Source organism: Pseudomonas sp. YuFO20 (assembly GCF_035064975.1).
In the GTDB taxonomy this organism is placed as follows: domain Bacteria; phylum Pseudomonadota; class Gammaproteobacteria; order Pseudomonadales; family Pseudomonadaceae; genus Aquipseudomonas; species Aquipseudomonas putida_AE.
Genome location: NZ_JAXDEO010000049.1, coordinates 1 through 24,415, shown reverse-complemented (window position 1 = coordinate 24,415; position 24,415 = coordinate 1). Strand labels below are relative to the sequence as shown.

At 60.3% G+C, this 24,415-nt stretch carries 25 protein-coding genes and 1 tRNA gene; 12 read left to right on the top strand and 14 right to left on the bottom strand.

All coding sequences use genetic code 11. The features are described from left to right. Nucleotides 1-71: 71 nt before the first annotated feature. The 4 genes from rloA to pabB all read left to right on the top strand — a co-directional run bounded on the left by rloA (nucleotide 72) and on the right by pabB (nucleotide 4,663). Entirely contained in the window at nucleotides 72-608 is a 537-nt protein-coding gene (rloA, locus tag SOP85_RS23885; protein ID WP_046816176.1) for a retropepsin-like aspartic peptidase RloA, read from the top strand. Nucleotides 609-613: 5 nt separating this feature from the next. Beyond that, the gene (gene rloB, locus SOP85_RS23880; RefSeq protein ID WP_274073169.1) at nucleotides 614-2,149 is read left to right on the top strand and encodes an osmotic stress tolerance membrane protein RloB; all 1,536 of its coding nucleotides are present in this window, start codon (nucleotides 614-616) and stop codon (nucleotides 2,147-2,149) included. After that, nucleotides 2,149-3,135, top strand: a complete 987-nt coding sequence (locus SOP85_RS23875; protein WP_274073168.1) for an alpha-L-glutamate ligase-like protein — start codon at nucleotides 2,149-2,151, stop codon at nucleotides 3,133-3,135. The genes rloB and SOP85_RS23875 overlap by 1 nt, the downstream gene beginning before the upstream one ends. Before the next feature lie 190 nt (nucleotides 3,136-3,325). After that, nucleotides 3,326-4,663: an aminodeoxychorismate synthase component I gene (pabB, locus tag SOP85_RS23870; protein ID WP_323628424.1), complete on the top strand. Its 1,338-nt coding sequence runs from the start codon at nucleotides 3,326-3,328 to the stop codon at nucleotides 4,661-4,663. An 84-nt stretch (nucleotides 4,664-4,747) separates the two neighbouring features. On the opposite strand, the gene thrH is transcribed toward pabB, so the two are convergent. After that, a complete protein-coding gene (gene thrH / locus SOP85_RS23865) occupies nucleotides 4,748-5,365 on the bottom strand; it encodes a bifunctional phosphoserine phosphatase/homoserine phosphotransferase ThrH (protein ID WP_323628422.1) in 618 nt (205 codons plus the stop codon). Nucleotides 5,366-5,528: 163 nt separating this feature from the next. On the opposite strand from thrH, the gene SOP85_RS23860 reads away from it, so the two are divergent. From SOP85_RS23860 to SOP85_RS23850, 3 genes are all read left to right on the top strand, one after another. Further along, nucleotides 5,529-6,269 (top strand): phosphoadenylyl-sulfate reductase, encoded by a 741-nt coding sequence (locus tag SOP85_RS23860; RefSeq protein ID WP_274073165.1) that lies wholly within the window; start codon nucleotides 5,529-5,531, stop codon nucleotides 6,267-6,269. 578 nt (nucleotides 6,270-6,847) lie between these two features. Further along, a complete protein-coding gene (locus SOP85_RS23855; RefSeq protein WP_274073164.1) occupies nucleotides 6,848-8,389 on the top strand; it encodes an NCS1 family nucleobase:cation symporter-1 in 1,542 nt (513 codons plus the stop codon). A gap of 56 nt (nucleotides 8,390-8,445) precedes the next feature. Beyond that, a complete protein-coding gene (locus SOP85_RS23850; RefSeq protein ID WP_150701005.1) occupies nucleotides 8,446-9,174 on the top strand; it encodes an aspartate/glutamate racemase family protein in 729 nt (242 codons plus the stop codon). Between the two features lie 129 nt (nucleotides 9,175-9,303). Here SOP85_RS23850 and SOP85_RS23845 read toward each other — a convergent pair whose 3' ends face one another. Continuing rightward, nucleotides 9,304-10,227, bottom strand: a complete 924-nt coding sequence (locus SOP85_RS23845) for a LysR family transcriptional regulator (protein WP_323628421.1) — start codon at nucleotides 10,225-10,227, stop codon at nucleotides 9,304-9,306. Nucleotides 10,228-10,353: 126 nt separating this feature from the next. On the opposite strand from SOP85_RS23845, the gene SOP85_RS23840 reads away from it, so the two are divergent. Further along, nucleotides 10,354-11,100 (top strand): 3-oxoacyl-ACP reductase family protein, encoded by a 747-nt coding sequence (locus SOP85_RS23840; protein WP_323628418.1) that lies wholly within the window; start codon nucleotides 10,354-10,356, stop codon nucleotides 11,098-11,100. A gap of 120 nt (nucleotides 11,101-11,220) precedes the next feature. Here SOP85_RS23840 and SOP85_RS23835 read toward each other — a convergent pair whose 3' ends face one another. From SOP85_RS23835 to SOP85_RS23795, 9 genes are all read right to left on the bottom strand, one after another. Next, a complete protein-coding gene (locus SOP85_RS23835) occupies nucleotides 11,221-11,916 on the bottom strand; it encodes an HAD-IA family hydrolase (RefSeq protein WP_323628417.1) in 696 nt (231 codons plus the stop codon). A 632-nt stretch (nucleotides 11,917-12,548) separates the two neighbouring features. Then, on the bottom strand, nucleotides 12,549-12,767 hold the full coding sequence (locus tag SOP85_RS23830; protein ID WP_274073159.1) for a hypothetical protein: 219 nt from the start codon (nucleotides 12,765-12,767) through the stop codon (nucleotides 12,549-12,551). A 107-nt stretch (nucleotides 12,768-12,874) separates the two neighbouring features. Beyond that, nucleotides 12,875-13,342, bottom strand: coding sequence for a glycine zipper domain-containing protein (locus SOP85_RS23825; RefSeq protein ID WP_274073158.1), 468 nt, complete (start codon nucleotides 13,340-13,342; stop codon nucleotides 12,875-12,877). A 113-nt stretch (nucleotides 13,343-13,455) separates the two neighbouring features. Further along, a complete protein-coding gene (locus SOP85_RS23820) occupies nucleotides 13,456-13,824 on the bottom strand; it encodes a hypothetical protein (RefSeq protein ID WP_047531564.1) in 369 nt (122 codons plus the stop codon). Between the two features lie 312 nt (nucleotides 13,825-14,136). Next, nucleotides 14,137-14,325 (bottom strand): hypothetical protein, encoded by a 189-nt coding sequence (locus SOP85_RS23815; protein WP_274073157.1) that lies wholly within the window; start codon nucleotides 14,323-14,325, stop codon nucleotides 14,137-14,139. Nucleotides 14,326-14,468: 143 nt separating this feature from the next. Beyond that, the gene (locus tag SOP85_RS23810; protein WP_274073156.1) at nucleotides 14,469-14,789 is read right to left on the bottom strand and encodes a YbjQ family protein; all 321 of its coding nucleotides are present in this window, start codon (nucleotides 14,787-14,789) and stop codon (nucleotides 14,469-14,471) included. 61 nt (nucleotides 14,790-14,850) lie between these two features. Next, on the bottom strand, nucleotides 14,851-15,033 hold the full coding sequence (locus SOP85_RS23805) for a hypothetical protein (RefSeq protein WP_274073285.1): 183 nt from the start codon (nucleotides 15,031-15,033) through the stop codon (nucleotides 14,851-14,853). 320 nt (nucleotides 15,034-15,353) lie between these two features. After that, nucleotides 15,354-15,443, bottom strand: a tRNA-Ser gene (locus SOP85_RS23800). Between the two features lie 8 nt (nucleotides 15,444-15,451). Continuing rightward, on the bottom strand, nucleotides 15,452-15,688 hold the full coding sequence (locus SOP85_RS23795) for a hypothetical protein (protein WP_274073142.1): 237 nt from the start codon (nucleotides 15,686-15,688) through the stop codon (nucleotides 15,452-15,454). A gap of 64 nt (nucleotides 15,689-15,752) precedes the next feature. On the opposite strand from SOP85_RS23795, the gene SOP85_RS23790 reads away from it, so the two are divergent. From SOP85_RS23790 to SOP85_RS23780, 3 genes are all read left to right on the top strand, one after another. Further along, entirely contained in the window at nucleotides 15,753-16,442 is a 690-nt protein-coding gene (locus SOP85_RS23790) for a crotonase/enoyl-CoA hydratase family protein (protein ID WP_274073141.1), read from the top strand. 204 nt (nucleotides 16,443-16,646) lie between these two features. Further along, nucleotides 16,647-17,369: a lysophospholipid acyltransferase family protein gene (locus tag SOP85_RS23785; protein WP_274073140.1), complete on the top strand. Its 723-nt coding sequence runs from the start codon at nucleotides 16,647-16,649 to the stop codon at nucleotides 17,367-17,369. 140 nt (nucleotides 17,370-17,509) lie between these two features. Continuing rightward, the gene (locus SOP85_RS23780; RefSeq protein WP_274073139.1) at nucleotides 17,510-18,481 is read left to right on the top strand and encodes a magnesium and cobalt transport protein CorA; all 972 of its coding nucleotides are present in this window, start codon (nucleotides 17,510-17,512) and stop codon (nucleotides 18,479-18,481) included. A gap of 103 nt (nucleotides 18,482-18,584) precedes the next feature. Here the strand turns inward: SOP85_RS23780 and SOP85_RS23775 are convergent, their stop codons facing one another. The 3 genes from SOP85_RS23775 to SOP85_RS23765 form a co-directional block, all read right to left on the bottom strand. Beyond that, nucleotides 18,585-19,307, bottom strand: a complete 723-nt coding sequence (locus SOP85_RS23775) for an amidotransferase (protein WP_274073138.1) — start codon at nucleotides 19,305-19,307, stop codon at nucleotides 18,585-18,587. Between the two features lie 93 nt (nucleotides 19,308-19,400). Then, the gene (locus SOP85_RS23770) at nucleotides 19,401-21,545 is read right to left on the bottom strand and encodes a 3-hydroxyacyl-CoA dehydrogenase NAD-binding domain-containing protein (RefSeq protein ID WP_323628415.1); all 2,145 of its coding nucleotides are present in this window, start codon (nucleotides 21,543-21,545) and stop codon (nucleotides 19,401-19,403) included. A 24-nt stretch (nucleotides 21,546-21,569) separates the two neighbouring features. Further along, entirely contained in the window at nucleotides 21,570-22,775 is a 1,206-nt protein-coding gene (locus tag SOP85_RS23765) for an acetyl-CoA C-acetyltransferase (RefSeq protein WP_323628414.1), read from the bottom strand. Between the two features lie 596 nt (nucleotides 22,776-23,371). Between SOP85_RS23765 and SOP85_RS23760 the strand changes: the two genes are divergently transcribed. Continuing rightward, nucleotides 23,372-24,193: a c-type cytochrome gene (locus SOP85_RS23760; protein WP_323628413.1), complete on the top strand. Its 822-nt coding sequence runs from the start codon at nucleotides 23,372-23,374 to the stop codon at nucleotides 24,191-24,193. The last annotated feature ends 222 nt before the right edge of the window (nucleotides 24,194-24,415 follow it).

Here is a 24,415-nt window from a genome sequence, read left to right as displayed (position 1 = left end):
GCCTACGAGGGAGCTTGCGCAGTGATGCCAGGGCCTTGAACCGAAATACGCACCGCTGCGCACCAGGATTTATGAGACTCAAGCCCTTCTCCACACTCCTTTATTGTCTTTGCCTGCCAGGTTTTGCCGTGGCGGGGGAAAAGACCGTCTATGGCCTCAACGAATACGCATCCCTGGGCGGTATCGACCTGGAAGTGGCTGCCAAACTCGATACCGGCGCGAAAACCGCGTCCCTGAGTGCCCGCGACATCAAGCGTTTCAAACGCAATGGCGAGTCCTGGGTACGTTTCTACCTGGCCATCGACGCCGCCCATTCGCACCCGATCGAACGACCGCTGGCCCGTGTCAGCAAGATCAAGCGCCGGGCTGGTGACTACGATCCGGAAGAGGGCAAGAAGTACACCGCCCGTCCGGTGATCGAGCTGGATATCTGCATGGGTTCAGCTTTACGCAGCATAGAAGTGAACCTGACCGACCGAAGCGCGTTCCAATACCCGCTCCTGATCGGCTCCGAAGCGCTCAAACGCTTCGATGCGCTGGTCGACCCCAGTCTTAAATACGCTGCCGGCAAACCCGCCTGCGCCACCGACGCTCATACCGCCGAGTAATTCAAATGCGCTCTCTTACCCTTCATCTGAAAATGCTGATCGCCATCCTGGTGGTGTTGGGCATTTCAGTCACGGCCTACCAGATTTTCGTACTCGGCATTCCCGTGACCGAAGACGCCACCGACGACTTGTGGAACATCGACGCCAAGGTCGAGTTCGTCGCCAGTGCCAAGGATCCGGTCAAGATCCAGATGTTCGTGCCGCCGCTGAGCCGCGATTACGTGAGCCTCAACGAAAGCTTCATCTCCAATAACTACGGCGTGGCCGTGAACCGGGTCGACGGCAACCGCAAGGTCACCTGGTCGGCGCGCCGGGCCAAAGGCAACCAGACCCTTTATTACCGCCTGGTGCTGACCAAGCGCTACACCGCCGAAAAAGCCAAGATCAAGGGGCCGACCTTCCGCGACAGCATTGCCCTGGAAGGCCCTGAGAAACTCGCCGCCGAAGCGCTGCTGGCGCCGATTCGCCAGCACTCGGCCGACGTCGAGACCTTCATCAGCGAAGCGATCAAGCGGGTCAACAACAGCAACGACGACAATGCCAAGATGCTCCTGGCCGGCGACCCGACACCGGCGCACAAGGCGAAGATCGTCGAACTGCTGCTGTCCATCGCCCACGTGCCGGTGGAAAAGGTCCATACCATTCGCCTGGTGGCCGACCAGCCGCAAACCCCGGAACTCTGGCTGCGCAGCTTCAACGGCACCGACTGGCTGTACTTCAACCCGGAAACCGGCGAACAGGGCCTGCCGACCGACCGCCTGCTGTGGTGGACCGGCGACGAAAACCTGATCACCGTCGACGGCGGCAAGAAGGCCACTGTGACCTTCAGCATGAACAACAGCGAAATGAACGCCATTCGCCTGGCCAAGCTGACCGACGAAAATACCGACGCCAACTTCCTCGAATACTCGCTGTACGGCCTGCCGCTGCAAACCCAGCAGACCTTCATGATCATGGTGATGATCCCGATCGGCGTGCTGGTGATCCTGATCCTGCGCAACCTGATCGGCCTGCAGACCCTCGGCACCTTTACCCCGGTGCTGATCGCCCTGGCCTTCCGCGAAACCCAGCTCGGCTTCGGCATCGTGCTGTTTACCATCATCACGGCGCTGGGGCTGTCGCTGCGCTCCTACCTTGAACACCTGAAGCTGCAAATGCTGCCGAGGCTGTCGGTGGTACTGACGTTCGTGGTGGTGTTGATCGCGGCCATCAGCCTGTTCAGCCACAAGCTCGGCCTGGAGCGCGGACTGTCGGTGGCGTTGTTCCCGATGGTGATCCTGACCATGACCATCGAACGCCTGTCGATCACCTGGGAAGAACGCGGCGCCAGCCATGCCATGAAAGTCGCGATCGGGACCCTGTTCGCGGCCTCCCTGGCGCACCTGATCATGAGCGTGCCGGAACTGGTGTACTTCGTATTCACCTTCCCGGCGATCCTGCTGATCCTGGTGGGCTTCATGCTGGCCATGGGTCGCTATCGCGGCTACCGCCTGACCGAGTTGGTGCGCTTCAAGGCCTTCCTGAAGAAGGCTGACGCCTGATGTTCGGCTTCTGGAAGACCTGGAAAGCCCTGGAAGCCCGGGGCATCATGGGCATCAACCGGCGTAACGCGGACTACGTGCTCAAGTACAACAAGCGCAGCCTGTACCCGATCGTCGATGACAAGATCATCACCAAGGAACGGGCGATTGCCGCCGGCATCCACGTGCCGCAGCTGTACGGGGTGATCTCCACCGAGAAGGAAATCGACAAGCTCGACGAGATCATCGACGGGCGCAACGATTTCGTGATCAAGCCGGCCCAGGGCGCGGGCGGCGACGGCATCATCGTCATCGCCGACCGCTTCGAGGGCCGTTATCGCACGGTGTCCGGCAAGATCATCAGCCACGAAGAGATCGAGCACCATGTCTCGAGCATTCTGACCGGGCTGTACTCCCTTGGCGGGCATCGCGACCGGGCACTGATCGAATACCGGGTGATTCCGGACCAGATCTTCAAGAGCATCAGCTATGAAGGCGTGCCGGACATCCGCATCATCGTGCTGATGGGCTACCCGGTGATGGCCATGCTGCGCTTGCCCACCCGCCAGTCGGGCGGCAAGGCCAACCTGCACCAGGGCGCCATCGGCGTAGGTGTCGACCTGGCCACTGGCCTGACCCTGCGCGGCACCTGGCTGAACAACATCATCGCCAAGCACCCGGACACCACCAACGCGGTGGACGGCGTGCAACTGCCCTACTGGGACGGCTTCATGAAACTCGCCGCAGGCTGCTATGAGCTGTGCGGGCTGGGTTACATCGGTGTCGACATGGTGCTGGACCAGGAGAAAGGCCCGCTGATCCTCGAGCTCAACGCCCGGCCGGGGCTGAACATCCAGATCGCCAACGATTGCGGCCTGACGTTGCGCACCCACGCGGTCGAGGCGCGGCTGGAAGAGTTGAAGGCCCGGGGTGTGACCGAAACCGTCGAAGAGCGGGTAGCGTTCGTGCAGGAGATGTTTGGGCATATTCCGCCGGTCGAGGGCTGAGTTCCTCCTTGTAGGAGCGAGCTTGCTCGCGATGGACGTCAACGATAACGCGTGCTTCCTGGATGTACGCGTTGCTCTCAGGTTCATCGCGAGCAAGCTCGCTCCTACAAGTACCCGACATCCCTCTAGGAGCAATTCCCCGAGAGGACTACAATCGCCACCCCGCCTCGATGGCTGATCTCCCTCGCCCATGCTGACCTGTTCCGTACACCCGCTGCCCTATCGCGCCAATCCCGCCGACTACTTTGCGGCCATTCGTCATGCCCCCGGTGCCGTGCTGCTCGACAGCGGCCGCCCGAGTGCCGAGCGCGGGCGCTTTGACCTGCTCAGCGCCTGGCCGCTGGAACAGCTGACGGTCGCGCCTGACGAGCGTGGCGGCGATTTCCTGCAACGCCTGCGGGACAATCTGACGCGCCTGGGCGAAGCGACACTACCCAATGACCTGCCGTTCGCCGGTGGCCTGATCGGCTACCTGAGCTACGATTTCGGCCGCCACCTGGAAAACCTGCCGAGCCGGGCCCTGGATGACCTGCATTTGCCGGATGCGCGGTTCGGCCTGTACGACTGGGCGCTGATCAGCGATCACCAGCAGGCCACCAGCCAACTGGTGTTCCACCCGACGCTGGCCGACAGCGAACGTCAGCGCCTGATCCAGCTGTTCAGCCAGCCAGCCGTTGCCGTGGGCGAGCCGTTCAGGTTGCAGGCGCCGATGAATGCAGATCTGAGTGCCGGGCAGTATCGTCAGGCGATCGAACGCATCCAGCAATACATCCAGGCCGGTGACTGCTACCAGGTCAACTTCGCCCAACGCTTCCGCGCGCCCTGCCAGGGTGATCCATGGACGGCGTACTGCGCGTTGCGCTTGGCGTGCCCCACGCCGTTTTCCGGTTTCCAGAGCCTGCCCGACGGCGGCGCGGTGCTCAGCCTGTCACCGGAACGCTTCGTCAAAGTCACAGAGCGCCTGGTTGAAACCCGCCCGATCAAAGGCACGCGCCCACGGGGCCTCACGCCAGGCGAAGACGCGGCGAACGCCGCCGAACTGCTGGCAAGCCCCAAGGACCGCGCGGAAAACCTGATGATTGTCGACCTGCTACGCAACGACCTCGGCCGCACCTGCCGCACCGGCTCGGTTCGCGTGCCTGAGTTGTTCAGCCTGGAAAGCTACCCGAATGTGCATCACCTGGTGAGCAGCGTGACCGGCGAACTGGCGGCTGATCGGGATGCGCTGGACCTGATCGCCGGCAGCTTCCCGGGCGGCTCGATTACCGGCGCGCCGAAAATTCGCTCGATGCAGATCATCGACGAGCTGGAACCCACTCGACGCGGACTGTACTGCGGGTCATTGCTGTATCTGGACGTGCGCGGCGAGATGGACAGCTCAATCGCCATTCGCAGCCTGCTGGTCAAGGATGGGCAGGTGTGTTGCTGGGGCGGTGGCGGAATCGTCGCGGACTCCGAGTGGCAGGCCGAGTATCAGGAATCGATCACCAAGGTGAAGGTGCTGCTCGATACCCTGCAAAGCCTTTAAAACATCGCCAGCAAGCCGGCTCCTACAAGGATTGCGACGATCCTGTAGGAGCTGGCTTGCCAGCGAAGGCGTCCGAGCAGACGACTACAGACTCAAGGCCCGATTCGAAGCCTTGATGAACTCCTGCTTCAACTCTTCAAACGTGTGCACCGCCGGGAACTGCGGGAATTCGGCGATCACATTGTCCGGCGCATGGAACAGAATCCCGGCATCCGCTTCGCCCAGCATCGTGGTGTCGTTGTAGGAATCACCCGCCGCAATCACCCGGTAGTAAAGGCTCTTGAAGGCCAAGACCGACTGACGCTTGGGATCTTTCTGACGCAACTGGTAGCCAGTAACGCGCCCGCTATCGTCAGTGATCAGACGGTGGCAGAGCAAGGTCGGGAAGCCCAGCTGACGCATCAGCGGCTGGGAGAACTCGTAGAAGGTATCCGACAGAATCACCACCTGGAAGCGCTCGCGCAGCCAATTGACGAACTCGACGGCACCGTCCAGCGGCTTGAGCGTCGCGATCACTTCCTGGATGTCGGCGAGCTTCAGGCCGTGTTCGTCCAGAATCCGCAAACGCTGCTTCATCAGCACGTCATAGTCGGGAATGTCCCGGGTGGTGGCCCTGAGGGATTCGATCCCGGTTTTTTCCGCGAAGGCGATCCAGATTTCCGGGACCAGCACACCTTCAAGATCCAGACAGGCAATTTCCACAAGACACTCCCATTGGTATTGTTTATTGAGTCGAGCGAGCCCGAACTCTAGCGACAACTCCCCCACCACGCAACGCAGAGGACGCCCCGGCCAGTGCCGCTTTTTGTTACCATCGGCCCCATATAGAGCGCCAAGCGCCACCGACCTGTAGGAAGCCGCCCTGATGAGCCCAACGTTCGACGTCGTGGAACTCGCCACGACCTATGCCAATAAATCCGCCCAGGACATCCTCAAACTCGCCTTTGCCGAGTTTGGCGATGAGCTGTGGATATCTTTCAGCGGCGCCGAAGACGTGGTGCTGGTGGACATGGCCTGGAAGCTGAACAAGAACGTCAAGGTGTTCAGCCTCGACACCGGCCGCTTGCATCCCGAGACCTACCGCTTCATCGATCAGGTGCGCGAGCACTACAAGATCGACATCGAACTGGTGTCACCGGACTACACCAGGCTGGAACCGTTCGTGAAGGAAAAAGGCCTGTTCAGTTTCTACAAGGACGGCCATGGCGAGTGCTGCGGCATCCGCAAGATCGAGCCGCTGCGTCGCAAGCTGTCTGGCGTGAAGGCCTGGGCCACCGGCCAGCGCCGCGACCAGAGCCCCGGCACGCGCAGCGCCGTGGCGGTGATGGAAGTCGATACCGCGTTCTCCACCCCGGAACGCACCCTGTACAAGTTCAACCCGCTGGCACAGATGACCAGCGAGGAAATCTGGGGCTACATCCGCATGCTCGAACTGCCGTACAACAGCCTGCACGAACGCGGCTTCATCAGCATCGGCTGCGAACCGTGCACCCGCCCGGTACTGCCGAACCAGCACGAGCGTGAAGGCCGCTGGTGGTGGGAAGAAGCGACCCAGAAAGAATGCGGATTGCATGCAGGCAATATCATCAGCAAGTCCAAGGCCTGATCTCTCTGCAAATCCCCCTGTAGGAGCGAGCTTGCTCGCGATGAACCCTGGAACGCCGCGGGGTATCAGACACCCCGCGTTATCGTTGACGACCATCGCGAGCAAGCTTGCTCCTACAGGATTCGTGACCGAGCCGAAAAATGTGTACACAGGAATGTCACCATAGGTGCCATTAATGTGTGCACTTTTAATTTCCACGCCCCAAAAAGTTACATCCTCCTTTCCTGACTTCCCCAGTCGACCAAACCCAACAATCCCGCTGAAAAATAAATACCTGTTCAAACGGTCAATTTATATTTCCATTTTTTCAATAACTTGGCGAAAAACCATAACAAAACGAAATGAGCAGCGCATTTCATATATCTCCCGACTGGCACGCATCTCGCTTAAGTGCATACATGTTTTGTATACAATAAAGCCAAAACATAAAAACACTTAGATCCGCAAGCCTGAAGCGCCCTATCCCGTACAGGCTGCAGATGCCCCGTAACCAATGATATTCGCCACCCGCGACGAAGATTGCCGAGCAAAGGCTCAAGCACAGTCATCGCGGCGTCGAGCATCAGGAGCCTGCCGGAATGCGTACAAGTCTCTCCAATAACAATGTCGCGCTGGATCTACCCTCCTCCCACGTCACCCAGACAGCTTTTGGGCAATCGCTTGAATCCTCTGTCGTGCTCAGCCCCCGCCTGCACAACAAGGACCTGGCGCCAACGAAGGCGGAAGGCCGGCGCTGGGGTCGCTACAGCATCTTCGCGTTGTGGACCAACGATGTGCACAACATCGCCAACTACTCGTTTGCCATCGGCCTGTATGCCCTGGGCCTGGGCGGCTGGCAGATTCTCCTGTCCCTGGGCATCGGAGCGGCGCTGGTGTATTGCTTCATGAACCTGTCGGGCTACATGGGCCAGAAAACCGGGGTGCCGTTTCCGGTCATCAGCCGCATCAGTTTCGGCATCCACGGGGCACAGATTCCCGCTTTGATCCGCGCCGTGATCGCCATCGCCTGGTTCGGCATCCAGACCTACCTGGCCTCCGTGGTCTTTCGGGTGTTGCTGACCGCTATCCATCCCGGTTTCGCCGAGTACGACCACGACTCGATCCTCGGTCTGTCGACACTGGGTTGGGTGTGTTTCGTCTCGATCTGGTTGGTGCAGTTGGCGATCCTCGCCTATGGCATGGAGATGGTGCGGCGCTACGAAGGGTTTGCCGGGCCGGTGATCCTGCTCACCGTCGCGGCCCTCGCCGCCTGGATGTACTTCCAGGCCAATGCGACCATCGCCTGGTCGATCCGCGAGCCGCTGAGCGGTGGCGAGATGTGGCGCAATATCTTTGCCGGCGGAGCGTTGTGGCTGGCGATCTACGGCACGCTGATCCTCAACTTCTGCGACTTCGCCCGCTCTTCGCCGTGCCGCAAGACCATCAAGGTCGGCAACTTCTGGGGCCTACCGGTCAACATCCTGGTCTTCGCCGCCATCACCGTCCTGCTCTGTGGCGCGCAATTTCAGATTAACGGCCGCATCATTGAAAGCCCGACCGAGATCATCGCCTCGATCCCCAACACCTTCTTCCTGGTCCTGGGCTGCCTGGCGTTCCTGATCGTCACCGTGGCGGTCAATATCATGGCCAACTTCGTCGCCCCGGCCTTTGTCCTCAGCAACCTGGCGCCCAAGTACCTGACGTTCCGCCGTGCCGGGCTGATCAGCGCGACCATTGCCGTGCTGATCCTGCCGTGGAACCTCTACAACAGCCCACTGGTGATCGTCTACTTCCTCTCCGGCCTCGGCGCCCTGCTCGGCCCGCTGTACGGCGTGATCATGGTCGACTACTGGCTGGTGCGAAAAGGCCAGGTCAACGTGCCGCAGTTGTACAGCGAAGACCCCAACGGCGCCTATTACTACAGCCGCGGGGTCAACCTGCGCGCGGTGGTGGCCTTCATTCCCGCCGCGCTGATCGCCATCGTCCTGGCGCTGGTACCGGGTTTCCACCTGGTGTCGCCGTTCTCCTGGCTGATCGGTGCCGGGATTGCCGGGATGCTCTACCTGATCATCGCCAAGCGCCAACCCCACTACGCCGACGTCAGCGGTGAAGCCATCGCCGTGGACAACGTCAGCCATTAACTCCCTCGCGGCCCGGCAGTATCGGGCCGCTGAACCACCCGTTATAAGGACTTCCCATGCGCATTCTCGTGGTCAACGTCAACACCACCGAATCCATCACCCAGGCGATCGCCCGCTCGGCCCAGGCCGTGGCAGCGCCCGGCACGGAGATCGTTGGCCTGACGCCCTACTTCGGTGCCGACTCGATCGAAGGCAACTTCGAAAGCTACCTGGCTGCCATTGCGGTGATGGACCGGGTCATGGCCTACGACCAGCCTTTCGATGCGGTGATTCAAGCCGGCTACGGCGAACACGGCCGCGAAGGCCTGCAGGAATTGCTCAACGTACCGGTGGTCGACATCACTGATGCGGCCGCGAGCACCGCGATGTTTCTCGGTCACGCCTACTCGGTGGTCACCACCCTCGACCGCACCGTGCCGCTGATCGAAGACCGCCTGAAACTGTCCGGGCTCTGGGACCGCTGCGCCTCGGTGCGGGCCAGTGGCCTGGCGGTGCTGGAACTGGAGCACGAGCCGCAACGCGCGCTGGAGGCCATCGTGCATCAGGCTGAACTGGCAGTGACCCAGGACAAGGCCGAAGTGATTTGCCTGGGCTGCGGCGGCATGGCCGGGCTGGATGAGCAGATTCGCCTGCGCACCGGCGTGCCGGTGATCGATGGCGTGACCGCGGCGGTGACCATCGCCGAATCGCTGGTGCGGCTGGGGTTGTCGACCTCCAAGGTGCGCACTTATGCGACACCGCGGCCGAAGAATATCGTCGGCTGGCCTGGGCGGTTTGGGCGCTGAATTCCCAACATTGAAGCGAGTCGCCCCCTTCGCGAGCAAGCCCGCTCCCACAGGGGATTTGTGCACGCCGCAGATCCGATGTGGGAGCGGGCTTGCTCGCGAAGGGGGCGCCTCGGTTTCCAACCTGGTTCATACCGCACTAAAACGCTGCCCCAACCCCCGCTCCGCAAACTGCTCGATGATGAAATCCACAAACGCCCGGGTCTTGCCGGGCAGCAGCTTGTGCTCGGCGTAATAGATAGAAATATTGCCATCGTCGACATACCAGTCCGGCAACACCCGCTGCAACGTCCCCGCCTCCAGATAGCCCAACGCAAAGGGCATGCTCACCAGTGCAATACCCAAACCCTGGACCGCCGTGGCACAGGCCGCCTCAGAATCGCTCATGGTCATCCGCGCCTTGAGGGTCAAGGGACTGTGTTGCTGGGTGCGACTGGTCAACTGCCAGGAACGCACGCGACCGGTCTGCGGCGAGCGAATAAGGATGCCGTCGTGCGGCTTGAGATCGTCAGGCTCAAGGATCGCCTCGTGCGCCGCCAGGTAATCGGCAGAGGCCACCAACACGCGATGGGCTGGCGTCAGCTTGCGCGCCACCACCCCTTGGGGGAGTTCGAAGCCGCCACCAATCGCGGCGTCGAAACCCTGGGCGATCAGGTCGACCTGCCGGTTATCGAAATGCCAGTCCGGATTGATCGCCGGAAAGCGCCGCAAAAACTCACCGAGTAGCGGCACGATGTACAAACGTCCGAACACGGTGCCCATGCTGACCTTCAGGGTACCCGCCGGACGGCCTTCGGCGCTGGCCAGATTGGCTACGGCATTCTGGATGGTGAGCAGGCTGCCACTGACTTCATCGAGAAACAGCTGACCGGCCTCGGTGAGCGTGAGGCTGCGGGTGCTGCGCTGAAACAGCCGCACGCCCAGCCGGGCTTCAAGCTTGGCCACGCTCTTGCCCACGGCCGCCGGGGTCAGGCTCAAGCGTCGCGCGGCTTCGGCAAAGCTGCCGACCTCGGCGCTGCGTACAAAGCATTCGATACTGCTGAAGGTTTCCATGGCCAACCATTATAAACTTCTGGTTTACACAGACTATCGCAATTACCCCCTACTCAGCGTGCAATCCTGAATCGATACTAGGCTCCATCAACCGGGACATCTCGCCTCGGGACTTTGGAGATCGATATGACTACTCAGAACCTCAGTGGCAAAGTGGCTTTGATCCAGGGCGGTTCCCGCGGTATCGGCGCTGCCATTGTCAAACGCCTGGCCGCTGAAGGCGCGACTGTCGCCTTTACCTATGTCAGCTCCACGGCCAAGGCCCAGGAACTGCAAGACAGCATCACCAACGCCGGCGGCAAAGCCCTGGCGATCAAGGCTGACAGCGCCGACGCCGAGGCCATCCGCAGCGCCGTAACGGCTACCGTAGAGGCCTTTGGTCAGCTGGATATCCTGGTCAACAACGCGGGCGTGCTGGCCGTTGCACCGCTGGAAGATTTCAAACTCGAAGACTTCGACCAGACCCTGGCGATCAACGTACGCAGCGTGTTCATCGCCACCCAGGCTGCCGCCAAATACATGACCGAAGGCGGTCGAATCATCAACATCGGCAGCACCAACGCCGACCGCATGCCCTTCGCCGGTGGCGGCCCGTACGCCATGAGCAAATCGGCGCTGGTCGGCTTGACCAAGGGCCTGGCCCGCGACCTCGGCCCCAAAGGCATCACCATCAACAACGTGCAGCCGGGCCCGGTCGATACCGACATGAACCCTGCCCACGGCGACTTCGCTGACAGCCTGATTCCATTGATGGCAGTGGGGCGTTACGGCAAAGCCGAAGAGATCGCCAGTTTCGTCGCCTACCTGGTCGGCCCCGAAGCCGGCTACATCACCGGCGCGAGCCTGACCATCGACGGTGGTTTTGGCGCCTGATGAATTGAATGCAATCAAACTGTGGGAGCGGGCTTGCTCGCGAAGAGGGAGTGTCAGTCGAAATTGACGTGGGCTGACACACCGCTTTCGCGAGCAAGCCCGCTCCCACAGTTAATGTCATCAGGTCCACTCAAGTGCAGGCAGGCCACAGGCATCCGGTACAAATGCCTTCAACGTACGAAGAATACCGTCGGCATGGGCGTATTTTTCGTCAGCCATCGCCGCATCCGGAATCGCAATCGCCGTCATCCCCGCCGCTTTGGCTGCCGTGACACCGAACGGCGAATCCTCGAACACCAGGCAATCCTGTGGCTCCACACCCAGGCGTCGCGCTGCCGTCAGGAAGATATCCGGCGCCGGTTTGGCCGCGCCGACGTCTGGATCATCGGCAGTGACGATGAAGTCGAACAAGGCGAACCAGTCGCGGTGCAAGGTGGTTTTCTGGCCGAACGACTGGCTCGAGGAACTGGTACCCACCGCAATGGGAATGTTATGCGCCTTCAAGTGCCGGACCAGTTGTTCCGCACCCGGCATCGCCTGCGCAGCAGGAAAACGCTCGCGCATCAGCGGCTCGCGAATCACCAGGAACTCTTCGGCGCTGATCGGCAAGTCAAGCGCCTGCACCACATAGCGCGCCAGATCACCGGCACCACGGCCGATGATGTTCTGCTTGACGCTCCAGTCGAACGTGCGTCCATAGCGCGCGGCAATCGTCGCCGTGACTTCGGTGTAGATCCCCTCGGTGTCCAGCAGCAGGCCGTCCATATCGAAAATCACGGCCTTGATCGGGCCGAATTCTTTGCACAGTGAATTCATCGCATCTGATCCGTTTTCATGACATCCCAGGCGGCTCAGTATGGCCGGCTCCGCGACAGATTAAAGGTTTCAGCAGCATAACGAGCAGCCGCTACCAAGAGCAACGGAGGAGTACGCAAAAAGCCCGGCAAATCGCCGGGCTCGTCAAGTTCACTGCTTTAGACCTATCGGCAGGCTAACTGCCCGCTTTTTTGCCAGTCCCGCCATCCGCAGGCGCTGTGGTCCCGTCGGCAGAATTACCTGATCCTCCAGACCCACTCCCAGAACCGCTCCCCATCGAATTGCCACCGCTGGTCGAGCCGCTTTTCGTCTCCGGGCGGGTGCTGCTCCCATTGGCATCGCCTGCATTGCCATTATTGATGGAGCCAGGCGGCAGCGCATTTTCCGGGCCAGAGCCTGCATTCATTTCAGTGGACGGTGGCATCCCGCCTTTGTCGATGGGTGCATCGTTGCCAGAGGACTGGGAAAATGCCATGCCGGACCCGAGCGACAACAGACCGGCCACTGTCAGGGCCATCCATCTTGACCTGATCATGGTGCGTCTCCTTTACGAGTTGCATACCTTATGTCTGGCAACGATGTGTTGGCATGGTTGCCGCTCATTCGACAGGCGGTCTCTCACTCGACGTCGATCAGCTTGGCTCGCCGGAGGCATCCTCCCCGGCGATGTCCGGATCGCTCGGGTCTGCTTCGACATCAGAATCCGTGCGCTTGAGATCATCGTTGGGAACCTGCTCGACGCCGGGCTCGTCATCGGGCGGACGCTGGTCCCGACTCAGCGAATCGGTGGGCGAAGGCAGGGGGTATTCGGGGGTTTCGTCGATGTCGGAGACTTTTGGATCAGCGTTCATGTGACACCTCTCAACGGGCCTGAAAGGCAGGCCCTGACCGTTGGAGGGATGGGTGATCGTCAGGTTCGATCAGGGAGACCATCGGTTACGTCGCTGAGCGATGCCCGTCAGTGATGCTTGTTCTTATGTTTGTTTTTATGTTTATGGCCGCCACCGGAATGGGACCCGCCATCGTCGCTTCCCAGATTGTTGCCCACCGCACCACCGGCTGCGCCACCCAGGCCTGCACCAATGGTCGAGCCGGTGGAGCCACCCAGGCTGTTGCCGATCACCGAACCGCCTGCCGAACCTAATCCACCGCCAATCGCGGCCTCGGTGCGGCTGCCCTTGGGTGCGCCGACCGCACTGCCGGCGGCGCCGCCGACACCGGCACCAATGGCGGCGCCTGTGCTGCCGCCCATTTGTCCGCCAACCACATTGCCCAATGCACCACCAAGTCCACCGCCAACGGCGGCAGTACCGTCGCCTGCCGCCAGCGCGAACGGTGACAGAAACAATCCAAAAACAAGCGCCGGCAACGTCAAGCGTCGAGTACCTGGGTATCGCACTTCATTGCCTTTGGTTTTCGGGGTCATGGCACGCCTCGTATTTTATCGGGGGTATGGAGCATTCGAGGCGCAAACGGCAGAAACGTTCAAAACGCAAAAGCCCGGCATCAAGCCGGGCTTTTGCGTGAGATCCTCCGGGATCAGTGACGCTTGTGACCTTTGGCCAGGTTGCTGCCGACGCCGCCGCCCAGGGCGCCACCCAGGCCTGCGCCGATGGTTGAACCGGTCTTGCCACCCAGGCTGTTGCCGATCACCGAACCACCGGCAGCGCCAACGCCACCACCGATGGCAGCGCTGGTACGGTGGCCTTTCTTGGCGGCAACCGCACTGCCGGCTGCGCCAGCGACACCGGCACCAATCGCGGCACCGGTGCTGCCGCCCATGCTCTGGCCAACGACGTTACCCAGTGCGCCACCCAGGCCACCACCAACGGCGGCAGTGCCGTCGCCGGCCATTGCACCTTGAGCAACCAGAAGACCCAGAACCAGAGCAGGCAGTGTGAAACGCATGACAGAAACCTCAAAAAAATAGGGATGAAACTCAAAGGGGCGAGATTGAATGCTTTAGAGGAGACAAAGTCCAGACATGCGCGCGCTCAACCTCGTTATAGGCGACGGTTGGACAGCAATTTTGGGAAAGGTTTTATCGCAGGCAAAAAAAAGCCCGCTGGGGAACGGGCAGGGTGTTGCTTCTAACGGATGAGTTGAGCCTACGTAGGGCCTTGTGAAAAGTTTGTGAAAATAATCCAGATTAAATATTCGTTCACATTCCGGGCACAAAAAACCCCGTTCGATGACGGGGTTTGCTCGCGGGTACATTTACTACTGCCTGGCCGATTCCCTTAGCTTGGGTAGGAATTTCCCCTTCAACACTCGACAAGCCTTGGTCTTGATCTTGAGGACCTTGACCTGGTCTTCGCCGAAGCTGGCCACGTACTCCGTCTGGCCGCACTGAACGTAGTTGTTGATCGGATATTCTGCGCCGTCGTCTTCGATATACGGTTCAGTCATCGCTTCACCCCTCTCAAAAGCGGGATCGACACCGGCAAGCCCTTTGCACGAAAAATATCGATCACCAAGGATTTTGAGACTAGCCGGTCATTAACGGACTTGTAGTTCGGATCAGCGAATGCCCGACGAATGGGCAGGAACTTTCACTTCAGTCTGACTGCCGTTCCGGATACAAAAACCACCACCATGCCGCCCTTTCCCGATGGCATGCTGATCTGATAATCGAGCCCCACCACCGCATCCGCCTGCAATGCCCGCGCTCGCTCCCTGATCTCGTCGGTGGCCTGGCTACGTGCCTCTTGCAACGCCCGCTCCAGGGTCTGGGAACGCCCGCCGAAAATATCCCGCATACCGGCAAAAAGGTCGCGGACAAGGTTGACGCCCTGCACCGACTCGGCGCTGACGATGTCCAGGTAGGCGGTGATGTGGCGGCCTTCGATTGTGTGGGTGGTCGTCGTGATCATGGGATGTCCTTGTTGTTCAGGTCGGATCTGGCCGTGGCCCCGGACAGACCGATCGATAGCGTCAGAGCAACTTCACCAGCACCGCAGTGACGGTGGCTACCGTGCCAATCAGTCCGGTGGCCACCGCCACCGGATACCAAAAGGTTTCACGGGTCATCTTGCCCGCTTCGGCGTTCAGCTTGCGCTGTTCAGCCATCAGCTTGACGATTTCCACATGAACCTTTTCAAGTTCGGCCTGCTTCATGGTGAATTCCTGCATGGCGGTTACCTTTCCATCCTGGAGTGGGTCGCGTTGGGTGCGGTCATTTATTTTCACCCGGAAAACATAAAACCAATACCCTTTTCCAAGACGACTTGTTTCAAGTAGCAAGTCCCATGAAAGCAGTTATCCACCCGACTCTCCAGCATGACGTCCTACACGCCCAGCTCATTTCCTACGGGAATTTAGGAATTACCTTTGCTCGGTTATCTGGCGCAGTTGCGCGGTGTATATGTAAATGACACGCCCAAAAACACAAAACCCCCGGCTTCTCTCGAAACCAGGGGTTCTGTTTACATCGAATTTGGCGGTGAAGGAGAGATTCGAACTCTCGATACAGTTTCCTGTATACACACTTTCCAGGCGTGCTCCTTAAGCCACTCGGACACTTCACCGTATCTCTTCAAACATGTTCTGTCTGTCGAGGCGCGCTAATGTAGTCGAAAGCTTTTCTGTTGGCAAACATTTTTTTGAGAATTTTCATGCGCTTAAGGCGCTTGGGTGTTTTTGGTTGCCCAGGGTAATGGCAAACCGGCCAATCTCCGGCCTGGCACCCCACCTCTATATAGCAGGCGATACGCGGCAGGCGTGCCGGGTGACGCTGGCCGAGCGGGTAAAGGGTGACTGGCGAGTCAGTCATGGCGCTTTACCTTGCCGATGGCGGTGAGTAACTTCTGCCCTACTTTATTGAAAGGATTAGCGTCATGAGTGAGTTGATTACCTACCACCTCGAAGACGGTATCGCGACCCTGACCTTGAGCAACGGCAAGGTCAATGCCATCTCTCCGGACGTGATTGCGGCGTTCAACGCTGCGCTGGATCAGGCGGTGACTGATCGCGCGGTGGTGATCATTACCGGTCAGCCCGGGATTCTGTCGGGCGGGTACGATCTGAAGGTGATGACCTCCGGCCCCAAGGAAGCGGTGTCGTTGGTGACATCCGGCTCGACGCTGGCCCGTCGCCTGTTGTCGCACCCCTTCCCCGTCGTCGTCGCCTGCCCTGGGCACGCGGTCGCCAAGGGTGCGTTTCTGCTGCTTTCGGCGGATTACCGCCTGGGTGTCGATGGCCCCTTCAGTATTGGCCTGAACGAAGTGCAGATCGGCATGACCATGCACCACGCCGGTATCGAGATTGCCCGCGATCGCCTGGGCAAATCGGCCTTCCAGCGTTCCGTGGTCAACGGTGAGATGTTCAACCCGCAAAGCGCCGTGGCCGCCGGTTACCTGGACGTCGTGGTCGCGGCCGAAGAACTGCAAGGCGCGGCGCTGGCGGCGGCTCGCCAGTTGAAGAAAATCAACATGATTGCCCACAAGAACACCAAGTTGAAAGTGCGCAAGGCGCTGCTGGAAGCGCTGGACAACGCGATCATTCTGGATCAGGAACATATGGGCTGAGCCCGATGTTGCAGTAACCCAGGAGCCCGACCGTTGTGTCGGGCTTTTGCGTTGAAAACGCTGGGAGCGCTCTAGGACAAGTCTGACCCGTCAGTCGGAAACATGTACTCAAACATCGTCTATCTCCCGCCTCAATAGTGGCAATTGCCGAAAACAGTGCACATCCGTACACTGCGCCACCTTTTGTCCCGGTGGGGCCTGCAAATGCTCTTTGCTTTACGTATGTCATTGATGGCCCTGCACTTTATCGTGGCGGGTGTGCTGGGCGTGGTGCTAGGCCTGTGTCGCCCGTTCAATCCGGACAACAGCCGCCTGTGCGCGCGCCTCTATGCGTGGCCGGCGATGTGCATCTTGCGCCTGCGGGTAAAAGCCGACGTCGGGCCATTGATGGATAAACCCGACAGCTGCGTGATCATTGCCAACCATCAGTCCAACTACGATTTGTTCGTGTTTGGCAATGTAGTACCCCGCCGTACGGTGTGCATCGGTAAAAAGAGCCTGAAATGGGTGCCATTGTTCGGTCAGTTGTTCTGGCTGGCCGGCAATGTGCTGATCGACCGTGGCAATGCGCACAAGGCGCGTCAGTCGATGTTGACCACCACCCATACCCTGCAAAACGAAGACACTTCGATCTGGGTTTTCCCGGAGGGCACACGCAATCTGGGCGAAGAGCTGTTGCCGTTCAAAAAAGGCGCTTTCCAGATGGCCATCGCGGCCGGGGTGCCAATCGTCCCGGTGTGTGTCAGCAGTTACGTCAAACACATGCGATTGAACCGCTGGCGCAGTGGGAAAATTCTGATCCGTTCCTTGCCGGCCATTCCTACTGCGGGATTGAGCCTGGATGACATGCCCATGTTGATCGCCCAGTGCCGCGAGCAGATGCGCGAGTGCATCGATTCGATGGATCGGCAGCTGCAGGCTGCTTGAAAATGCAGTACGTCCAGTCGATAAACCCAACGACTGGACGGGCGCCTTCGCCGGCAAGCCGGGCTCCTACAAGATTTCACTGACTCCCGGTAGCAGACAAGGCTAAGCTGAACGCTGCCAAGAAGAAGTGAATCAACATCATGGGTAGAGTTGTTGCTGCTGCCGTTTACAGCGCTGGTAAGAAAGTCACCAATATCACCCTCGACGAAGGCGCCGCCTGGGCTGCGAAGCCGGGGCATTTCGTCTGGATCGGCCTCGAAGAGCCGAATGAAGAGGAACTGTACAACCTGCAACGCCAGTTCAACCTGCATGAGCTGGCCATTGAAGACGCCCTGGAAAAACACAGCCGCCCGAAGCTGGAAACCTTTGGCGATGCGCTGTTCATCGTCACGTATTCGCCCATCATGGAAGATGGCAAACTCAAATTCATCGAGACGCATATCTTTGCCGGCAACGGCTACATCATTACCGCGCGTAACGGTCATTCGGCGTCCTACGCCTATGTAAGGCAGCGTTGTGAGGCGCGTCCGTTGTTGCTGGAGCACGGGGAAGATTTCGTACTCTATGCCATCCTCGACTTCGTCATTGAAAACTACCAGCCGATGGGCGAAGCCATCCATGCGCAGATCGACGAGCTGGAACGCAACGTCATGTGCAGCTCACTGAACGAGCGCGACATTCAAAAACTCCACAGCCTGCGCCGCGATGTATTGCGCTTGCGCCGGTTCGCGGCGCCTATGGTGGAGATCGGTGAAGAACTGCAAAAGCTGAGCTTCCCCTTCATCGACAAGAACATGCGCCCGTACTTTCGCGATGTGCAGATTCATGTGACGCGGCAGATGGAAGACCTGACGACCCTGGCGGACATTGCCAGCCAGACCATCGAGGTCGGGGTCTTGCTCGAGGCCTCACGCCAGAGCGTAGTGCAACGCAAGTTCGCGGCCTGGGCGGCCATCCTGGCGTTCCCGACGGCGGTGGCGGGGATCTACGGGATGAACTTCCAGAACATGCCGGAGTTGACCTGGCATTACGGATATTTCGGGGTTCTGGGATTTATTGCGGTGGGGTGTGTGGGGTTGTGGGCGAGCTTCAAGAAGTCGGGGTGGTTGTAGGCGAGACCGAGGCGTTCGTGAGAATCGCTGTAGGAGCTGGCTTGCCAGCGAAGGCGACCGGCCTGACACACCGCGTTGCCCGGTTCGCCGGCAAGCCAGGCTCCTACACGGTTTCCGGCTTGTGCGCCACAAAACGCATCATCCACTCGGCGACGGTCGTGCCGTGGTGCTCATGCTCCAGGCTGGCCATGCCTTTGGAATAAATCTGCTCGCCCAGCGCCTGCTGGCGAATTTCCAGCAAGGCCCGGGAATAGTCGTGGATGAATTCCGGATGCCCCTGGAAGCAGAGCACCTGATCGTTGATGTGGTAGGCGGCGAACGGGCAGAAATCGCTGGAGGCGATGACCGTGGCGTTTTCCGGTAGCGAGGTAACCTGGTCCTGGTGACTGATCAACAGGGTCAGCTCTTCGCGCACCGGACTCATCCAGGGCGCCTTGGCGGCCAGTTTGTAATTATGGGTGCCAACGCCCCAGCCCTGGGTCGCACGTTCGCTTTTGCCGCCCAGCAGCAGCGCCAGCAACTGGTGGCCGAAGCACACGCCCAGCAACTTGTCGCCGCGCTCGTAGCGCTTGAGCAAGTAGGCCCTGAGGGTTTCGATCCACGGGTCGGTGCCAAAGGAATCGGCCTTGCTGCCGGTCACAAGGTAAGCGTCGAACGTCAGGTCATCGCCGGGATACTCGCCCTGCATCACGTTATAGACGGTGAAATCGGCGGCGATGGGTTGCTGCGAAAACAGGTGTTTGAACATCTGCCCGTAGCCCTGATATTGGTCAACCAATTCCGGACGCAGGATGTCGGTTTCCAGAATGCAGATGCGTAACGACATAAAAAATACCTGACACATGATGGGAATAATGCACACCCCAGAGCCTGCCTTGAACACCGTGACAAGGCAAGCCCCGCAGTGTGTCACCTATCCCTAAAACGCCTCCCCTTTGGCGGCTTTCTCCAGTAGCAGCGCGGGCGGTGCAAAGCGCTCGCCGTATTGCCCGGCCAGATACTGGGCGCGGGCGACGAAGTCCTGGACCCCGTACTGATTGATGAACTGCAGTGCACCGCCGGTCCAGGCGGCGAAGCCGATGCCGAAGATCGAGCCCACATTGGCGTCCGCCGTCGAGGTCAGTACGCCTTCTTCCACACAGCGCACGGTCTCGATGGCTTGCACGAACAGCAGGCGATCGCGCACATCCTTTGGCGAAATCTGCCCGTCCGCCTTTTCGAAGCGGGTTTTCAGTTCCGGCCATAGATGTTTTTGGCCACCCGCCGGGTATTCATAAAAACCACCCCCGGCGGCCTTGCCCGGACGCTTGTACTCGTTGAGCAGCAAGTCGATCAAGGCGTAGGCCGGGTGTTCGATCAGCGCCTTGCCTTCTGCCTGCAAGTCTTTGGCGGTTTGCTGGCGGATATGGCTCATGAGGCTGAGGGAAACTTCGTCGGAGATCGCCAATGGCCCGACCGGCATGCCGGCCTTGCGCGCCTCGGTCTCGATCATCGCCGCGCAAACCCCTTCACCCAGCATGGCAATGCCTTCATTGGTGAAGGTGCCGAACACCCGAGAGGTGAAGAAACCGCGACTGTCGTTGACCACAATCGGGGTTTTCCGGATCTGCAGGACGTAATCGAATCCCCGAGCCAGGGTTTCGTCGCTGGTGCTGGCGCCCTTGATGATTTCCACCAAGGGCATTTTTTCCACGGGGCTGAAGAAATGCAGGCCGATGAACTTGCCCGGGTCCGGCACCGCCGTGGCCAGGCCACTGATCGGCAGGGTCGAAGTGTTGGAGGCAATCACCGCATTCGCACCCACCACTTGTTGCGCGGCCAATGTGACCTTGGCCTTCAACTCACGGTCCTCGAACACCGCTTCGATGATCAGGTCGCAACCCGCCAGTTCGGCATCGTTGTCGCTGGTATGGATGCGCGCCAGCACGGCTTCACGTTGCTCGGCGCTGATCTGCCGGCGTGCCACCTTCTTGTCCAGCAACGCCGCTGAGTGCGCCTTGCCCTTCTCGGCCGCCGCCAGGGTGATGTCCTTGAGCACCACATCGATACCGGCCGACGCGCTGACAAACGCGATGCCCGCCCCCATCATCCCGGCGCCGAGCACCCCGACTTTTTTCGTCACATAAGGCGCGAAACCTTGAGGACGCGAACCGCCGGCATTGATTTCGTTGAGCTGGAACCAGAAGGTGCCGATCAGGTTTTTCGACACCTGGCCGGTGGTCAGCTCGGTGAAGTAACGGGTTTCGATCAAGTGCGCCGTGTCGAAATCCACCTGGGCGCCCTCCACCGCGGCGCAGAGGATTTTCTCCGGCGCGGGCAGTGTGCCCTGGGTTTTGCTGCGCAGGATCGACGGCGCAATCGCCAGCATTTGCGCGACTTTCGGGTTCGCCGGTGTGCCACCGGGAATCTGATGGCCCTTCACGTCCCAGGGCTGAACCGCCGCCGGGTTGGCAATGATCCAGCTGCGCGCCTTGCTCAGCAGTGCCTCGCGATCCACCGCCAGTTCATCGATCAAGCCCGCCTGCAAGGCCTGCTGCGGGCGAATCTTCTTACCTTCGAGCAGGTACGGCAGGGCCTTTTCAATGCCCAGCATACGCACCATGCGCACCACCCCGCCGCCACCCGGCAGCAGGCCGAGGGTCACTTCCGGCAGGCCGAGTTGCACCGAGGGATCGTCCAGCGCGATGCGGTGATGGCAGGCCAGGCAGATTTCCCAGCCACCGCCCAACGCCGCGCCATTGATCGCGGCGACCACGGGTTTACCGAGGGTTTCCAGGGTGCGCAGTTGGCCCTTGAGCGTGAGCACCATGTCAAAAAAAGCCTTGGCCTGGGGTTTGCCGACCTTGATCAGCTCATTGAGGTCGCCGCCGGCAAAAAAGGTTTTCTTGGCCGAGGTGATGATCACCCCCGCGATGTCGTCCTTGTCGGCCACCAGGCGGGCGACACACTCGGCCATGGCCTCGCGGTAGACCGCATTCATGGTATTGGCGCTCTGGCCCGGCATGTCGACGGTCAGGACGACGATCCGGTCCTGGCCCTTTTCGTAACGAATGGCTTGGTTCATAGACAGGTTCCTTGAAGTCCGGGTTCAGAGGCGTTCGATGATGGTGGCAATGCCCATGCCGCCGCCGACACACAGGGTCGCCAGGCCATAACGCAGGTGCCGGGCTTGCAGCTCATCGAGCAGCGTGCCGAGAATGGCGCAGCCTGTGGCGCCCAACGGGTGGCCCATGGCAATGGAACCGCCGTTGACATTGACCTTGTCCGGGTCGATGGCCATGTCCTTGATGAACTTCAACACCACCGAGGCAAACGCTTCGTTGACCTCGAACAGGTCAATGTCTTCGACCCGCAGCCCGGCCTTGGCCAACGCCTTGCGGGTGGCCGGCGCGGGGCCGGTGAGCATCAGGGTCGGGTCGGTGCTGGTGACCGCCGTGGCGACGACCCGCGCCCGCGGCTGCAGGCTCAACGCCAGGCCCTTGGCTTCGGAGCCGATCAACATCAACGCCGCGCCATCGACGATTCCGGAACTGTTGCCGGGGGTGTGGACATGATTGATCCGCTCCACCTGGCTGTAGACCCGCAGCGCGGTGGCGTCGAAACCCATTTGTCCGATCATTTCGAAACTAGGCTTGAGCTTGCCCAGGCCTTCCAGGGTCGATTCGGCGCGGATGAATTCATCATGATCGAGCAGGATGATGCCGTTCTGGTCCTGCACCGGCACCAATGACTGTTTGAACGAGCCATCGGCCCGCGCCCGCGCGGCTTTCTGTTGCGAGTGCAGCGCGTAGGCATCGACGTCCTGACGGCTGAAGCCTTCAAGCGTGGCGATCAGATCGGCGCTCACACCCTGGGGAATGAAATGGCCGTGAAGGTTGGTTGCCGGGTCCAGCGCCCACGCCCCGCCGTCGCTGCCCATGGGGACTCGCGACATCGACTCGACGCCGCCGACCACCACCAGGTCTTCGAAACCGGAACGGACTTTCATCGCCCCCAGGTTCACCGCCTCCAGCCCCGAGGCGCAGAAACGATTGATCTGCACACCGGCCACGCTGACGTCCCAATCCGCCACCTGGACCGCGGTCTTGGCGATGTCGGAGCCTTGATCGCCAATGGGCGTCACGCAACCGAGCACCACGTCATCGACCTGGCTGGTATCCAGGTCGGTTCGCTGTTGCAGCGCCGTGAGCAACCCGGCCACCAGGCTCACCGGCTTGACGCCATGCAAGGCACCGTTGGCCTTGCCTTTGCCACGGGGCGTACGTAACGCGTCGAAAATGAAAGCTTGGGTCATGACGTCCTCGAACCGCAATGCAGGTGAGAAAAATACAGCCCTCACTGTTGGCCCACGGCGCGTTGGATTCAATGACCGCAGCGCTCACCGGCATTGACGCTCACGCTCAGACGGACGGTCATCCCGCAGCCGGTGAACCGGTTCAGGACACGCAGGTGTCTAGCAAAAGGCCGCCCAAGAAGCTGGCAATAGGCCTCATGCCTTTTTAATAGCATCTTGTGAGAACACCATACTAAATGGATCTAAACCAAGCGTGACGCGGGCTCTAAGGTGAAGGTGTACGAAGTTGTCGTCGGGTTTTGCCGAGGCGCTCGTCCTACAGGAAGTGCAGCGTTTGCCGTCAGGAGATGTGCAGGCAGGCATCAGGAAATAACAAAAAAAAGGCGGTCAGCCATGTTCAAACAATCGAAAGTTCGTCAAGCCGGGCTCATTCTTTTCGCCACCACTCTGTTGTTGATTTTGCCGAACCTGACCAAGGTGATCGGATAGTCGTTCTTTGGAAAACGGCGCAAGATGTTTTATCGCCAAGTAAAAATGTGACTGGCTTCCTTCCCGGGCCAGCGTGGCTGTGCCAACCTTTGCGGCACTTCCACGACATGGATGGCGATCATTTGAAAACGCTCATTGTGTTCGGGGCCCTGCTGCTCAGCACGCCTCTTCATGCCGCACAGCTGAACCTGGAGCTGGGCGCGAACAGTCGCACGTGGCAAACCGAGGAGCTGCTCAAGCACCCTCAGGTGCAGACCATCAACATCAGCAATGACGTGTCCTACAAGCGTGACATGGCCTACCGCGCCGTGCCGCTGGCCGCGCTATTGACCGACATCAAGCCTGACGACCACCTGCAAGCCGTGGCGCTGGACGGCTTTGCCGCCGAGCTGGCGGCCGCCCCGCTGCTCAACACCCAGGGCGCGCGTGCCTGGCTGGCGATCGAAGACCCCGCCAAGCCATGGCCACCGCTGGCGGAAGGCAAGCACAGCGCCGGGCCGTTTTACCTGGTCTGGACCGATCCGCGGGCAGGCAACATCAGCCCGGAACAATGGCCGTTCGAGGTCGCCAGCATCAAGCGCATGGCCCCCGTGGCCGAGCGCTTCCCTGCCCTGCTGCCGGATCCTGCGCTGAAGGCCGATGACCCGGTCAACCAGGGTTTTGCGCTGTTCCAGAAAAACTGCCTGGCGTGCCATCGCTTGAATGGCGCCGGGGATGCGCAGTTCGGCCCGGACCTGAATATTCCGTACAACCCGACCGAGTACTTCGGCGCGGATTTCCTCAAGCGCTATATCCGCGACCCGCAGAGTTTGCGCCAATGGCCCCAGGCGAAGATGCCGGGGTTCTCGGCCGAGGTGTTGCCGGATGAGGATCTGGGGATGCTGGTGGGGTATTTGCAGCATATGGTCGGGCGCAAGGTTAAGCCCTGAACCCCTTGTAGGAGCCCGGCTTGCCGGCGAAGGCGTCCGATAGACTAGCGCAATGTTCAAGGACGCCTTCGCTGTAGGAGCTGGCTTGCGAGCGAAGGCGCCCGGAAGACCAGTGCAATGTTTAAGGACGCCTTCGCTGTAGGAGCTGGCTTGCCAGCGAAGGCGCCCGGAAGACCAGTGCAATGTTCAAGGACGCCTTCGCCGGCAAGCCGGGCTCCTACA

Coding starts and splice junctions, on each gene's coding strand:
- rloA (WP_046816176.1), top strand. CDS start 72: ATGAGACTCAAGCCCTTCTCCACACTCCTTTATTGTCTTTGCCTGCCA.
- rloB (WP_274073169.1), top strand. CDS start 614: ATGCGCTCTCTTACCCTTCATCTGAAAATGCTGATCGCCATCCTGGTG.
- SOP85_RS23875 (WP_274073168.1), top strand. CDS start 2,149: ATGTTCGGCTTCTGGAAGACCTGGAAAGCCCTGGAAGCCCGGGGCATC.
- pabB (WP_323628424.1), top strand. CDS start 3,326: ATGCTGACCTGTTCCGTACACCCGCTGCCCTATCGCGCCAATCCCGCC.
- SOP85_RS23860 (WP_274073165.1), top strand. CDS start 5,529: ATGAGCCCAACGTTCGACGTCGTGGAACTCGCCACGACCTATGCCAAT.
- SOP85_RS23855 (WP_274073164.1), top strand. CDS start 6,848: ATGCGTACAAGTCTCTCCAATAACAATGTCGCGCTGGATCTACCCTCC.
- SOP85_RS23850 (WP_150701005.1), top strand. CDS start 8,446: ATGCGCATTCTCGTGGTCAACGTCAACACCACCGAATCCATCACCCAG.
- SOP85_RS23845 (WP_323628421.1), bottom strand. CDS start 10,227: ATGGAAACCTTCAGCAGTATCGAATGCTTTGTACGCAGCGCCGAGGTC.
- SOP85_RS23840 (WP_323628418.1), top strand. CDS start 10,354: ATGACTACTCAGAACCTCAGTGGCAAAGTGGCTTTGATCCAGGGCGGT.
- SOP85_RS23835 (WP_323628417.1), bottom strand. CDS start 11,916: ATGAATTCACTGTGCAAAGAATTCGGCCCGATCAAGGCCGTGATTTTC.
- SOP85_RS23830 (WP_274073159.1), bottom strand. CDS start 12,767: ATGAACGCTGATCCAAAAGTCTCCGACATCGACGAAACCCCCGAATAC.
- SOP85_RS23825 (WP_274073158.1), bottom strand. CDS start 13,342: ATGACCCCGAAAACCAAAGGCAATGAAGTGCGATACCCAGGTACTCGA.
- SOP85_RS23820 (WP_047531564.1), bottom strand. CDS start 13,824: ATGCGTTTCACACTGCCTGCTCTGGTTCTGGGTCTTCTGGTTGCTCAA.
- SOP85_RS23815 (WP_274073157.1), bottom strand. CDS start 14,325: ATGACTGAACCGTATATCGAAGACGACGGCGCAGAATATCCGATCAAC.
- SOP85_RS23810 (WP_274073156.1), bottom strand. CDS start 14,789: ATGATCACGACGACCACCCACACAATCGAAGGCCGCCACATCACCGCC.
- SOP85_RS23805 (WP_274073285.1), bottom strand. CDS start 15,033: ATGAAGCAGGCCGAACTTGAAAAGGTTCATGTGGAAATCGTCAAGCTG.
- SOP85_RS23795 (WP_274073142.1), bottom strand. CDS start 15,688: ATGACTGACTCGCCAGTCACCCTTTACCCGCTCGGCCAGCGTCACCCG.
- SOP85_RS23790 (WP_274073141.1), top strand. CDS start 15,753: ATGAGTGAGTTGATTACCTACCACCTCGAAGACGGTATCGCGACCCTG.
- SOP85_RS23785 (WP_274073140.1), top strand. CDS start 16,647: ATGCTCTTTGCTTTACGTATGTCATTGATGGCCCTGCACTTTATCGTG.
- SOP85_RS23780 (WP_274073139.1), top strand. CDS start 17,510: ATGGGTAGAGTTGTTGCTGCTGCCGTTTACAGCGCTGGTAAGAAAGTC.
- SOP85_RS23775 (WP_274073138.1), bottom strand. CDS start 19,307: ATGTCGTTACGCATCTGCATTCTGGAAACCGACATCCTGCGTCCGGAA.
- SOP85_RS23770 (WP_323628415.1), bottom strand. CDS start 21,545: ATGAACCAAGCCATTCGTTACGAAAAGGGCCAGGACCGGATCGTCGTC.
- SOP85_RS23765 (WP_323628414.1), bottom strand. CDS start 22,775: ATGACCCAAGCTTTCATTTTCGACGCGTTACGTACGCCCCGTGGCAAA.
- SOP85_RS23760 (WP_323628413.1), top strand. CDS start 23,372: ATGGATGGCGATCATTTGAAAACGCTCATTGTGTTCGGGGCCCTGCTG.